Source organism: Streptomyces sp. NPDC051576 (assembly GCF_040681835.1).
Classification (GTDB): Bacteria; Actinomycetota; Actinomycetes; order Streptomycetales; family Streptomycetaceae; genus Streptomyces.
On record NZ_JBFAZO010000013.1, the window covers coordinates 162765 to 175941 of the forward strand.

Sequence of the window (13177 nt, forward strand, 5' to 3'; positions counted from 1 at the left end):
GGCCCGTGGAACGTACTGCCCCGGAAGTCGAAGTGATCCCTGTATTGCCTGTGTTCCCCGCCGTCGCTGCTCACTGGCTCCGCCCGTTCGTCCACCACACAGCAGTTTCCGGTGACCACTATGGTGGACGGATGCCGTCGATCAAGAAGTTCCAGGTCACCTTCGACTGCGCGGAACCGGAGCGCGTCGCCCGCTTCTGGTGCGAGGTGCTCGGGTACGTCGTGCCGCCGCCCCCGGAGGGGTACGAGACGTGGGCCGACTACGAGCGCACACTGCCGGCCGAGAGCCAGGGCGCGGGGTTCGTCTGTATGGATCCCACAGGGGTCGGCCCGCGCATGTACTTCCAGCGCGTTCCCGAGGGCAAGGTCGTCAAGAACCGGGTGCATCTCGACGTGCGGGTCGGCACCGGGCTCGTGGGTGAGGAGCGGCTCGCCGCGCTTGAGGCCGAGTGCGTACGCCTGGAGGCGCTCGGCGCCGTGCGCGGGAAACTGCTGATCGCCGACGAGTACAACGAGTCCTGCCAGAACATGCAGGACATCGAGGGCAACGAGTTCTGCCTCGACTGAGGACCGAGGACCGAGAGCTGAGGACCGAGAGAGCTGATGGTGCTCAGGGGTGAGGTCGCGATTGCGTGCGCTCGGTGTCGCCCGGCCCACCGGCACCGCGCTGGGGCTGCTTCGCACTGCCGATCCTCTACGGCGACCGGCTCGTCGGGAAGCTCGACGTCACCGCGGACCGCATGGCCGGCGTGCTCCTGGTGAACGCCGTCCACAGGACGTGGAGTTCAGCAGGAGCATCGCCGATGCCGTGGAGGCCGAGATCGATGATCTGGCCGGATGGCTCGACCTCAGGCGTTCCTGACGTCAGGCGCTCTTGATCGCCGAGATGTCGAAGTTCAGCTTGATCTTGTCGGAGACGAGGACGCCACCGGTCTCCAGGGCCGCGTTCCAGGTGATGCCCCACTCGGAGCGCTTGATCTCGGCCTTGCCCTCGAAGCCGACGCGCTCGTTGCCGAACGGGTCCTTCGCGGCGCCGTTGAACTCCAGGTCGATGGTGAGCGGCTTGGTGGTGCCGAGGATCTCCAGGTCACCGGTGATGCGGTAGTCGTCGCCGCCGAGGGCCTCCGCGGAGGTGGAGCGGAACGTCATCGTCGGGAACTCGTCGATCTTGAAGAAGTCGGCGCTCTTGAGGTGACCGTCGCGGTCCGGCGAACCCGTGTCGATGCTGTCCATCTTCACGTCGAAGGACGCGGTGGACTTGGCGGGGTCCGAACCGTCCAGGTGCAGCGTGCCGGAGAAGTCGAGGAACTTGCCCTTGACGTTGGTGACCATGGCGTGCCGGGCGACGAAACCGAGCGTGGTGTGCGACGGGTCGATGGTGTACTCGCCGGTCAGCGCGGCCAGGTCGGAGTTGACGGCGGCGGGCGCCGAGGTGGTGTCGGTGTCGTCGTTCTTGCGGCCGAAGATGCCCATGACGTGCTCCTGGAAGAGAGGGGACGGTTCTGTTGAATGTTCAACGAGTCCAACACGAAGGACCGTAGACCTATTCCATTCAATCTTCAACATCATTCGCAGGGGTACCGCGAGATTCACCCTGGAGATGGCAGTGTCGTGTCTGAATGTGAGGTGGCTCTCAGCTGTCGCCTTTGTGTGACCTCTACAACCGGCACGCCCGCTGGCCAGTCGGAACGGCTGCATGCCGGTGAGGTTCTGTTCAGGGGTACCAGGAAAACGGGTCCGAGACTGTGCAGAGTCGACGGCGCACTTTCCTCGGTGTCCTTCGTAGGGTCGGTACATGACCGTTTTGGATGAGGCGCCGGGTGAGCCGACGGACGCGCGCGGGCGAGTGGCCGAACTGCACGAGATCCGTGCGGCGGCGCTGGCCGGCCCGAGTGAGAAGGCGACCGAGGCGCAGCACGCCAAGGGGAAGCTGACCGGCCGGGAGCGCATCGACCTGCTCCTCGACCCCGGGTCCTTCCGCGAGGTCGAGCAACTGCGCCGACACCGCGCCGTCGGCTTCGGCCTGGAGGCCAAGAAGCCGTACACCGACGGTGTCATCACCGGCTGGGGCACGGTCGAGGGCCGGACGGTTTTCGTCTACGCGCACGACTTCCGGATCTTCGGTGGCGCACTGGGCGAGGCCCACGCCACCAAGATCCACAAGATCATGGACATGGCCATCGCGGCCGGTGCCCCGCTCGTGTCGCTCAACGACGGCGCGGGCGCCCGTATCCAGGAGGGCGTCTCCGCCCTCGCCGGCTACGGCGGCATCTTCCAGCGCAACACCAAGGCGTCCGGTGTCATCCCGCAGATCAGCGTGATGCTCGGCCCGTGCGCGGGCGGCGCGGCCTACAGCCCCGCCCTCACCGACTTCGTCTTCATGGTCCGCGAGACCTCGCAGATGTTCATCACCGGCCCGGACGTCGTCAAGGCGGTGACGGGCGAGGAGATCACCCAGAACGGCCTCGGCGGCGCCGACGTCCACGCCGAGACCTCGGGTGTCTGCCACTTCGCCTACGACGACGAGGAGACCTGCCTCGCCGAGGTGCGCTACCTCCTGTCGATGCTCCCGCAGAACAACCGCGAGAACCCGCCCCGCGCGGATTCGAGCGACGAGGCCGAGCGCCGCTCGGACATCCTGCTGGACCTGGTCCCGGCCGACGGCAACCGGCCGTACGACATGGCGAAGGTCATCGAGGAGATCGTCGACGACGGCGACTACCTGGAGATCCACGAGCGCTGGGCCCGCAACATCATCTGCGCGCTGGCCCGCCTCGACGGCCAGGTCGTCGGCATCGTCGCCAACCAGCCGCAGACCCTGGCCGGCGTCCTGGACATCGAGGCGAGCGAAAAAGCTGCGCGCTTTGTCCAGATGTGTGACGCTTTTAACATTCCGATCGTTACGTTCCTGGATGTTCCGGGGTTCCTCCCCGGTGTCGACCAGGAGCACGGCGGAATCATCCGGCACGGAGCGAAGCTGCTCTACGCGTACTGCAACGCCACCGTGCCGAGGATTTCGCTCATCCTCCGCAAGGCGTACGGAGGTGCCTACATCGTCATGGACAGCCAGTCCATCGGCGCCGACCTCACCTACGCCTGGCCCACCAACGAGATCGCCGTGATGGGCGCCGAAGGTGCCGCCAACGTCATCTTCCGCCGCCAGATCGCCGACGCCGAGGACCCCGAGGCGATGCGGACGCGCATGGTCAAGGAGTACAAGTCCGAGTTGATGCACCCGTACTACGCGGCCGAGCGCGGACTCGTCGACGACGTCATCGACCCCGCCGAGACCCGCGAAGTACTCATCAAGTCGCTGGCGATGCTGCACACCAAGCACGCGGACCTTCCCTCGCGTAAGCACGGCAACCCCCCGCAGTAATCCCGCGGAAACCTCTCTCACGGAGACTGAGACCTATGAGCACCCCTGACATTCGTGTCGAGAAGGGCCACGCCGAGCCCGAGGAAGTCGCCGCCATCACGGCGATCCTGCTGGCTCGCGCGGCGGCTGCCCCCACGACTGAGTCCCACCGTCCCCTGCCCAAGGCCGGCTGGCGCCGGCTGGAGCGCGAGGGGGGCTTTCGGGCTCCGCACAGCTGGCACTGAGCTCCTTTCGGCGCGTTCACGGCCCTACTCTCCTGCGGGAGGGTGGGGCCGTTTCAGTTGACGGTGAGGTTCTTGACCGGGAGGTCGAGGGTGGTGATGGGGGTGCCGTCGGGAGTCCAGCAGGACGATATCTCCAGCGAGTCGAGGAAACCGAGGTCGCGGTAGGCGCTGGAGTCTCCGGGCAGGACGCAGCGATGAAGCGTGAGCGTGCTCAGTTCGGCAGGCAGAGGCCCACGTGCTGTCAGCCAGTTCAGCAGGTCGATGTCGCGGAGGGTGAGGTCTTCGAGCCCGGTCATGGTGGAGACGCTGCTCAGGCCACGCGGCGTACATGTGGTCTCGGTCCCCAGAAGAAGGTTACTGACATCGGGGAAGTTGCTCAGAGCGGCCAGTTCACTGCTCTCGCTCAGCTCGTAGAGGTTCAGCCACGACACGGCCGGCCCAAGACGCAGACGGTCGAGGTCGGCCGTACCCTCGTGGCCGAGGCTCAGGTAGAAGAGGTTCGTCAAGTTCTCCACGGATTCGAGCCCGTGCAGCTTTCCTCGCCCCAATACCGTGAACAGTTGCAGCTGCGGGTGAGCCGTCAGCACGGAGAGGTACCCGGGGCCACAGAGGTTGTAGACCGACAGATTCTCCACGGGTGGGAGCTGGTCCACGGCAGCGAGCGTCGAGAGCGGGTAGAGGATTGACAGCGTCCTGACGGACCTCAGCCGAGTCGCCGCGCGCCACTGCTGGGAGTGCGTGAGCTTGACCTGGTGTCCCTTCTGTAACGGCAGCCCGGCCAGCACCTCCTCGCCGTAGGCGTCCGCGTCGAAGTACGCCCAGGCTTCGATGATTTCGTCGATCACGTAGGGGCGCCGGTCCTCCGCGTACGTCACCATCAACGCCAGCGCCTCATCGCCCCCGATCATCGCCACGGTCCGTACCGTCTGTATCGCGGCCTTCTCCGTCAACTCGCCCAGCGAACGCGGCAACCGCCGCAGCAGGCTCGGCCCCACCGCCGCCAGAGCCGGCGCGTCCGTGGGCCGACGAGCCGGGAGCAGCGCTGACATCGCTCCGTCCAGCCGCCCCGCAAGCTCATCCGAAACCGACGGCATCGTCTCCTGACACGAAGCAGCGAGCAGCCGCAACGCCCGTGCGTGCCGGGGCTCCGTCTCCACGCGGTCGAGGATGCCGTCCAACAGCTCGTGCCGCTGGCGCGAGTTGGCGTGCCCGGCGGCCATGATGATCGTCTCGCGCCACAGGTCCAGATGAGCCCGCCCGACCAGATTGCCGATCCGGTCCTCGTCCGTGGCCTCCTCGGCGGCCAGATACTCCTGGAAGGTCCGGTGGACGAAGTCGAGGCGACCCTCGGCGGGGGAGCGGAGGATGCCTGAGCGGTCCCTCAGCTGTTCGAGGACCTGGTGACCGTCCTGAACCTCCAGGTGCCGCATTCCCAAGAGCTTCGAGGTCACATGCACGGCCGCCTGATCCAACCCGATCTCGCTGCGGTTGTTGTCCGACAGCCGCCACGCCAGATCCCGCAGCACGACCAGCTTGTCGCCCAGACTCAGCTTGCTGTCCAGCGCGCTCGGTACGTTCCGGTCGGCGTCGCGGTCGTGGACCAGGGTGTGGAGGGCGTTGCGGTACAACTCCATGCGGTCCCGGGGGAGTTGGCTGCCCCGGTTCAGGTGCATCGCGCAGAGCATGGCGGCGAGCAGCGGGGTGCCCGCCAGGGACTGGAGATGGGCGCGGTCCTTGAGGCTGTTGAGGAGGGACTGTTCGTAGCGCGGCAACTCGTCGACAGCGCAGGGGAGTTCGTCGCCCAGTTCGCGGACGGCCTGATGCCACTGCCGTACGAACGCGGCCAGGTCCGGGGGCGTCATCCGGTCCAGGTGGAGCGCGGTGAAGTCCTCCCGGCGGAGCCAGTCCGCTCCGGCGGCGGTGGGACGCGAGGTCACCACGACCCGTATGCCGGCGTATGTCCCGAGCAGCTTGCGCAGCCAGTCCCGTACCGAGCGGCGCTCGGAGCCGAGGAGTTCGTCGACTCCATCCACCAGCAACAGGACCTTGTTGTCCCGCAGTTGGCGTTCCACCCACCCCTTCGGCATGATCCCGGTGATGTTCCCGGCGACACCGTCCAGCAGTTCCTCGGGCTTCTTGGGGAGCGGACGGCCGCTGTACTCGCGGAGCTTGACGAAGACCGGTGTGAGGCCGTTCCAGTCGGCGAGTTCGGCGGTGAAGGCGCCCCGCGCCGCCGTGATCGCCAGCCAGCGCAGCAGCGTGGTCTTGCCGGAGCCGGCCTCGCCGCGCAGCAGCACCCGGGAGGCGCCGCCGAGCGCCGACTCCACCCGCATGCCGGAGCTCTCGGCCCCGAACTCCTCCCAGCCGCTCAGATCGGGCCTCAGGGGCAGTGCGCGGACGGCCCTGCGCCGCGAGCCGTCGTCGCCGGTGGCGCGCAGGCTGACGTAGGCCACCGAGAGCCGGACCTGAGCGGCGGCGCGGTCGGACGTACGGCGGAACAGCTCCACCTCGTCGAGGTTGTTGCTGACCAACTCCATGTACCAGCGGCGGAATTCCTGGTCCCGGTCGCTGCCGTCCGGGGCGAACAGCGAACGGTCGGGGAGCCGTTCGAGGACGCGGGCGACCCTGTCGCTCAACGCGCTGGTGCGGGCGAGCAGTTCGGTCAGGGTCCGCTCCTCGAAGACCGGCAGGGTCCGCACGATGCTGACGTAGTACTCGCAGCATTCGGTGAAGAGGAGTTCGTAGAGGCGGGTCTCCGGTTCGCTGAGGCCTACCGGTGGACTCACCGATGCCGTGATGCGGCGGATCAGTTCGGCCGGTTGCGCGTCGGCCGCCAACACCGCCTCGTCCGACAGGTCCGCGCGTGCGAACGTGTCGCACACGCCGTTGAGGGCCGCCTCCCGGCCGTTCTCGTCGAGGCCGCGGAACTCCTGGGCCAGGAACGGTTCGATCCGCGCCGCGACCGTGTCGGCCATCTCCTCGAACTGGCGCCGGACGCTGCGCTGTTGGCGCAGACCCGGCACCCGTACGAGGACGAGATCCTCCATCGACAGCCGGCGCTCCTGCTCCCGCCGCTTGCCCCCGAGCCACATCTGCGCCGCCGTGTTCGCCACGGTCGTCCCCAGACGCAGTGCCGCCGCCTCCGCGCTCATTTCCGTCCCCCTCGCCGGACCCAAGAGCGTTCATTGTGGCAGCGGGGTACGACAAAGGGGCCCTCTCCGGCAGGAAAGGACCCCTCGGCACAAGTGAGTTGGCTACCGCAGGCGGGCCATCAGTGCGTGCTCGACCAGCGTGATCAGAGCCGACTTGGCGTCCGCGCGGTGGCGGGCATCGGTCGTGATGATCGGGGTGTCCGGGCCGATCTGCAGGGCCTCGCGGACCTCGTCGGGGTTGTACGGCTGCTGGCCGTCGAAGCCGTTGAGGGCGATGACGAAGGGGAGACCCGAGTTCTCGAAGTAGTCGACCGCGGGGAAGCAGTCGGCGAGACGGCGGGTGTCCACGAGCACGATCGCGCCGATCGCGCCGCGCACCAGGTCGTCCCACATGAACCAGAAGCGGTCCTGGCCGGGGGTGCCGAACAGGTACAGGATCAGGTCCTGGTCCAGGGTGATGCGTCCGAAGTCCATGGCGACCGTGGTGGTCGTCTTGTCTCCGGTGTGGGTGAGGTCGTCGATGCCGGCCGATGCCGACGTCATCACAGCCTCGGTACGCAGCGGGTTGATCTCCGAGACGGCCCCGACGAACGTGGTCTTGCCCACGCCGAAGCCACCCGCCACCACGATCTTCGCCGAGGTGGTGGAGCGGGAAGGACCGCCGCTAGAGCTTGCGAAGTCCACTGAGCACCCTTTCGAGCAGTGTCACATCTGGCTGGCCGCCGGCGTTCTCGTCGCCGCCGGGCTGATGAATGGCGACCAGGCCCGCCTCCGCCAAGTCGGCGACGAGGATCCTGGCCACACCGAGAGGGATCGTCAGGAGGGCCGAGATCTCGGCCACCGACTTGATCTCCCGGCAGAGGTTGCAGATCCGCTGATGCTCGGGCAACTGGCCCTGCATCTGGTGCGGCTGCGCGGTGGTGTGCACCAGCGCCTCGATGGCGAGCTGGTAGCGCGGGCGGGTCCGGCCACCGGTCATGGCGTACGGACGCACCAAGGGGTTGTTCGCCGCCCCCGCGGGCGCGGCTTCGGGGGAACGGCGGTGCGGCTGCACGGGCTGGATGCGCGGCGCCGGCGGCTGGTCGTACGGCGACGGACCGGGGCCCTGCGGGTACGGCTGGCGGCGCGGGGACGGCGAGGAGGGGAAGTTGTACCGGTTCTGGGAACCGTCGCCCTGCCCCTGGCCGGGGCCGTACGACCAGTTGCCCGAAGACGAACCGCCTGGGGGTGTTGCCACTTTCTCCTCCTCCGACTGTGCCGGGCACCCATCAATGTGGAGCCGCGTCCCGAAACCTTATGGCCTCGGGACGCCAAAACGCACCGTCCGTCTGTTAGTTGAGAAGGCTCCCCTGGAGCTCTGCTCGAAGGTCCGGGGTCAGGACCGTACCCGCACGGTCCACCAGAAGGGCCATCTCGTACCCAATGAGGCCGATGTCCGCCTCGGGGTGTGCGAGCACCGCGAGCGAGGAACCGTCGGATACGGACATGATGAAGAGGAATCCCCGCTCCATCTCCACAACCGTCTGGTTCACGCTGCCGCCCTCGAAGATGCGCGAGGCACCGGCGGTGAGGGAGGTCAGACCCGACGCGACGGCCGCCAACTGGTCGGCACGGTCACGCGGGAAACCTTCGGACATCGCCAGAAGGAGTCCGTCGGCGGAGACCACCACCGTGTGGGACACACCGGGGGTGTTGTCCACGAAGTTGGTGATCAACCAGTTCAGGTTCTGCGCCGCCTGGCTCATCGGGCTCACACTAACGCTCCTGGTTGTAGGTGCTGTCGGGGCCGAAGCCCTGACCGTTCGTTTCACTACCTGCGCTGCGTCCCCGCTGAACCCCGCGACGCAGGTTGCTCAGCCTGCCCCGGATGTCCTCGGGAGCGCGGGAGACCTGTGGGCCGCCCTGGGGGGTGCTCTCGGCGGTGCCCTCGACCAGGTTGGCCTTGGGTACCCGCCGCGGCAGGCCGGAGGAGGTGACCCCGCCCGCCTTCGGCTTCTTCAGCGCCGACGCCTGCTGCCAGCGCTCGTCGTTCGCCGACCGCCAGTCCACGGTTCCGGTGGTGCCGTTGGCACTGCCGTTGCCGTTGCCGTTCGCGGTGCCGTTCGCCGCGCCGAACATGTTGGTCTTGCTCTCCGGCGCGGAGGTCGACGGCTCCCGGTGCGCGGGCTGCGCACCGCCTGAGCCGTTCGCGGCCGAACCGCGGCGCGGCAGGCCGGCGTCGGTCAGCGCGTGCACGGCGGAGGGGGCCGGTCCCGGTCCCGGACGGTCGAAGCCTACGTGGTCCCGCTCACTCACGTCAGCGGCCTGCGTGGACTCCGCTTCCGGAGCGTACTGGTCCGGGTACCCGTTGCGGTAACCGTCCTGCTGCGGCCAGTCGTCCTGGTAGGACGGCTCTTCGAAGGCCGGATAAGTCTCCGGGGCCGCGGAGTGCGCCGACGCGTGCTCCTCCTGGACCGGCTCCGCGTACCCGGGCTCCGGGTAACCGCCGTTCGACGGGAAGGAGTCGGCGAAGGTGTCGTTCTGCGGCAGCCCGCCGTTCGGCGCGAAGTACTGCTCGTCGTACGCGGGCTGCTGCGGCTCGTCGTACGCCGTCTGCTGCTGCTCCTCGTACGCCGGCTGGCCGGTGTACCCGGTCGGCTGCTCCTGGTAGCCCTGCTGTCCGTTGCCGTACGGCTGCTGCTGCGGGTCGTCGAACTCCGGGTAGTCGCCCGCTTCGAGCTCCTGGCCCGGCTTCTGGGACTCCAGGGCCGCCCGGCGCTCCTCGCGCATCAGCGAGCGGCCGACCGGGTCGAGCTCGCGGATGTCGTCCGGCACCTCGGAGTAGCGGGTGTCGTCGAAGCCCAGCTCGGCTGCCGTGCGCATGGGGGCGTGGTTGAAGTCCTCGCCCTGGAACTGCTGCTGCGGCTGCTCCGGCATGATCTGCGAGACGGTGAACTCGTCGCGCTGGAGCTGCTGTTCGCCACCGCCACCGTGGGTGATCGCGTCCGGCAGCATGACCAGCGAGGTCGTACCGGCCTGCTCGCCCGAGGGGCGGAGCTGGACGCGGATGCCGTGCCGGTCGGAGAGCCGGCCGACCACGAACAGGCCCATGCGCTGGGAGATCGCGACATCCACGGTCGGCGGGTTGGCCAGCTTGTGGTTGATGTCCGCGAAGTCTTCGGCGGTGAGGCCGATGCCCTTGTCGTGGATCTCGATCATGACGCGGCCGTCGGGGAGACGGGTCGCGGTGACGCGGACCTTGGTCTGCGGCGAGGAGAACGTGGTGGCGTTCTCCAGCAGCTCGGCGAGCAGGTGCACGAGGTCGGTCACGGCGCGGCCGTGGATCTCGGCCTCCGGGACGCCCGACAGCTCGATGCGCTCGTACTGCTCCACCTCGGAGGAGGCGGCGCGCAGCACGTCGACCAGCGGGACCGGCTGGTCCCAGCGGCGGCCGGGCTCCTCGCCGGCGAGGACCAGGAGGTTCTCGCCGTTGCGGCGCATACGGGTCGCGAGGTGGTCCAGGCGGAAGAGGTTCTCCAGCTGGTCCGGGTCGGCCTCGTTGTTCTCCAGGTCGGTGATCAGGGTCAGTTGGCCCTCGATCAGCGACTGGTTGCGGCGCGAGAGGTTGGTGAAGATCGCGTTGATGTTGCCCCGCAGGAGGGCCTGCTCGGCGGCCAGTCGTACGGCCTCGCGGTGGACCTGGTCGAAGGCCCGGGCGACTTCGCCGATCTCGTCCGTGGTGGTGATGGGGATCGGCTGGACGCGGGTGTCGACGCGGCCGGGGTCGGTGCGCGAGAGCTGGTCGACCAGCATCGGCAGCCGCTGCTCGGCGATGCCGAAGGCGGCGTTGCGGAGCTGGCGCATCGCGCGGCTCATCTGGCGGGCCACCATGCCGGCCAGGATGAACGCGGCGAGCAGCGCGACCACGACGGCGGCACCGGTGATGATCGCCGACTGCTTGGCGTCGTCGGCGATGCCGGCGGCCTCGGTCACCGCGTTGTCGGCGAGATCGAACTCGATCTTGTGATACGCGTTGTACTGGAGGGTGGTCACCGCCCACCAGTTCTGCGCGGTGACGCCCTTCGTGGCGAGGGCCTCGCGGTAGGAGGGGTCGGTGCCCTGGAGCTGCCCGAGGTAGGTGACCATGGTGGTCGGGTTGGCCGGCGGGGCCACGTAGTTGGGGTCCTTGGCCTTGGCCTGCTGGACCATGGCGGCGCCGTCGGTGGTCATCTTCGCCTGGGCCGCCGTGAGCTTGTCGGCGTCCTCCTGGGTGCCACCGCCGGTGTACTCCTCGACGGCGATGCGCTGGAGATAGGCGTACGACGTGAGGGCGACGCGCTGGCTGGCCAGGTTGCTGTCGTCGGGACCCGGCTTGACCAGCATGTGCATGCCGATCGAGCGGTCCAGCGACAGGGCGGCCTTGGTCAGCGAGATCGCGTAGACGGTACGGCCGTAGCTGGTGATGTTGCCGGTGCCGAGACCGAGTTCGTTGGCGAACTCCATCAGGGGGTGGGCGATCTCCGTGTAGCCCTCTTCGGTCTGCACACCGCTGAGCTTGGTGGTGTAGGCGGCCGCGCGCAGCGACTGGAGGTTGGGCTCCTCGGCGCGGAAGAGCTTCAGGCGCCGCTTCAGACCCGCGGTCTGCGGCATGTTCTGCGCGGCGGCGTCGAAGGCGTCGGCGGCCGCGTCGGTCTTCTTGCGGACCGCGGTGACCGTCGCCTTGTCGTTGCCCAGCAGCAGGGGAGCGGCACTGCTGTCGCGCTCCACGTACAGCGCGTCGCCGTAACTGAGGGCGGCCTGCACCAGCCGGGCGGTCTTCTCCGCGTCCTCCGCGTTCTGCCAGGTGTCGATCGAGCTCTTCACCTGGAAGCCGCCCATGACGAGGCCGACCACCACGGGTATGAGCAGGATCGCGTTCAGCCGGGTCGGCACCCGCCAGTTCCGCGGGGAGAGACGGCCGCCGCTCGGAGCGGGTGGCGCCGTCGGCTCCGAGCCTGGCACAGGGGCGGGCGCCGCTCCGCGCGGCGGCGGGGTGAAGTTGCCCCGGGCCGACGGCTCGGGACCGTTCTTGCTTCGCCTCACTCGACCAACAACCTTCCGGCGGTCGGCACCTATCGTCGTGCCGCAGTGTCTCAAGCCCGTCAACAACCTCTGAGTATCAGTACGTCGTTGACTATTGGGCAGTTCAGGCATTCCAGCACGTCAGCATGCGCGATTCCAAACAGTCGGAACCGCTGATTCCGAGTGATGTAAGCCCCAGATAAATCGGTCATAAAGAGCGAGCCCCGTCAAAAGACGGGGCTTTGCTAGCGCAGTGGCACCGGATGACCGCGACGCGTGGCGGTACCACCGGATTCCTCTGCCGAAACGTTATGAACACCGGGGCCGACCGTGTCAAAGGCCACAGCCGGCTCCGGGACATCTACGACAACTACCGTATGGCGCTGCCGACTTGAACACTGCTTCGGGCCTGTCCGGAAGCTACCGCAGCCGAGCCATGAGTGCGTGCTCGACCAGCGTGATCAGCGCACTCTTGGCGTCCGAGCGGTGCCGGGCGTCCGTCGTGATGATCGGTGCGTCCGGACCGATCTGCAGCGCCTCGCGTACCTCTTCGGGGTTGTACGGCTGGTGGCCGTCGAAACCGTTGAGGGCTATGACGAAGGGCAGCCCGCTGTTCTCGAAGTAGTCGACCGCGGGGAAGCAGTCGGCGAGACGGCGGGTGTCCACCAGGACGACGGCGCCGATCGCGCCGCGCACCAGGTCGTCCCACATGAACCAGAAGCGGTCCTGACCCGGCGTACCGAAGAGGTAGAGGATCAGGTCCTGGTCCAGGGTGATACGGCCGAAGTCCATGGCCACCGTGGTGGTGGTCTTGTCCCCGGTGTGGGTGAGGTCGTCGATGCCCGCGCTCGCGGACGTCATGACGGCCTCCGTGCGCAGCGGGTTGATCTCCGAGACGGCACCCACGAACGTGGTCTTGCCGACGCCGAAGCCACCCGCCACCACGATCTTCGCGGAGGTGGTCGCCCGCCCTCCGTCAGAGCTTGCGAAGTCCACTGAGCACCCTTTCGAGCAGCGTCACGTCCGGAGCGCCGCCGTTGTTCTCGTCGCCGCCCGGCTGGTGGATGGCCACCAGTCCGGCCTCGGCGAGGTCCGCGACGAGGATCCTGGCCACGCCGAGGGGCATGGCGAGGAGCGCCGACACCTCCGCGACCGACTTGACCTCGCGGCACAGGTGGCAGATGCGCTGGTGCTCAGGAAGCAGTCCCATCAGCGCTGCCGGATCGGCCGTGGTGCTGATCAGGGCCTCTATGGCGAGCTGGTAGCGCGGCCGGGTCCGGCCGCCGGTCATCGCATAAGGACGTACCAGCGGCTGGTCGCCCTCGTCCCCGTACGGCTCGGCGTACGGATCATGAGAGGCGGTGGGCGGGGTCATGAATCCTC

11 protein-coding genes are annotated in these 13177 nt (G+C 68.1%); 3 read left to right on the forward strand and 8 right to left on the reverse strand.

Features of this window, described 5'->3' with window-relative positions:
• The first annotated feature begins 131 nt into the window (after positions 1-131).
• On the forward strand, positions 132-566 hold the full coding sequence (locus AB0M63_RS36120) for a VOC family protein (RefSeq protein WP_355920702.1): 435 nt from the start codon (positions 132-134) through the stop codon (positions 564-566).
• Between the two features lie 297 nt (positions 567-863).
• Here AB0M63_RS36120 and AB0M63_RS36125 read toward each other — a convergent pair whose 3' ends face one another.
• Positions 864-1472 carry a YceI family protein gene (locus tag AB0M63_RS36125; RefSeq protein ID WP_366022336.1) on the reverse strand — a complete coding sequence of 203 codons (609 nt, stop codon included), beginning with the start codon at positions 1470-1472 and terminating at the stop codon, positions 864-866.
• Between the two features lie 322 nt (positions 1473-1794).
• Between AB0M63_RS36125 and AB0M63_RS36130 the strand changes: the two genes are divergently transcribed.
• The gene (locus AB0M63_RS36130) at positions 1795-3378 is read left to right on the forward strand and encodes an acyl-CoA carboxylase subunit beta (RefSeq protein ID WP_355925126.1); all 1584 of its coding nucleotides are present in this window, start codon (positions 1795-1797) and stop codon (positions 3376-3378) included.
• 35 nt (positions 3379-3413) lie between these two features.
• Complete coding sequence (locus AB0M63_RS36135) at positions 3414-3602, forward strand: acyl-CoA carboxylase subunit epsilon (protein ID WP_355925123.1); 189 nt, start codon at positions 3414-3416, stop codon at positions 3600-3602.
• A gap of 53 nt (positions 3603-3655) precedes the next feature.
• On the opposite strand, the gene AB0M63_RS36140 is transcribed toward AB0M63_RS36135, so the two are convergent.
• The 7 genes from AB0M63_RS36140 to AB0M63_RS36170 form a co-directional block, all read right to left on the reverse strand.
• Positions 3656-6754, reverse strand: coding sequence for an NACHT domain-containing protein (locus tag AB0M63_RS36140; RefSeq protein WP_366022338.1), 3099 nt, complete (start codon positions 6752-6754; stop codon positions 3656-3658).
• A 102-nt stretch (positions 6755-6856) separates the two neighbouring features.
• Positions 6857-7438: an ATP/GTP-binding protein gene (locus tag AB0M63_RS36145; RefSeq protein ID WP_009314218.1), complete on the reverse strand. Its 582-nt coding sequence runs from the start codon at positions 7436-7438 to the stop codon at positions 6857-6859.
• Positions 7419-7991, reverse strand: coding sequence for a DUF742 domain-containing protein (locus tag AB0M63_RS36150; protein WP_355925118.1), 573 nt, complete (start codon positions 7989-7991; stop codon positions 7419-7421). The genes AB0M63_RS36145 and AB0M63_RS36150 overlap by 20 nt, the downstream gene beginning before the upstream one ends.
• A 94-nt stretch (positions 7992-8085) precedes the next feature.
• Positions 8086-8499 carry a roadblock/LC7 domain-containing protein gene (locus AB0M63_RS36155; protein WP_005479603.1) on the reverse strand — a complete coding sequence of 138 codons (414 nt, stop codon included), beginning with the start codon at positions 8497-8499 and terminating at the stop codon, positions 8086-8088.
• Positions 8500-8509: 10 nt separating this feature from the next.
• Positions 8510-11815, reverse strand: a complete 3306-nt coding sequence (locus tag AB0M63_RS36160) for a nitrate- and nitrite sensing domain-containing protein (protein WP_366022340.1) — start codon at positions 11813-11815, stop codon at positions 8510-8512.
• A gap of 399 nt (positions 11816-12214) precedes the next feature.
• Positions 12215-12790, reverse strand: a complete 576-nt coding sequence (locus tag AB0M63_RS36165) for an ATP/GTP-binding protein (protein ID WP_006375318.1) — start codon at positions 12788-12790, stop codon at positions 12215-12217.
• Positions 12771-13169 carry a DUF742 domain-containing protein gene (locus AB0M63_RS36170; protein WP_019058642.1) on the reverse strand — a complete coding sequence of 133 codons (399 nt, stop codon included), beginning with the start codon at positions 13167-13169 and terminating at the stop codon, positions 12771-12773. Before AB0M63_RS36170 ends, AB0M63_RS36165 begins: the two co-directional genes overlap by 20 nt.
• Positions 13170-13177: the final 8 nt, after the last annotated feature.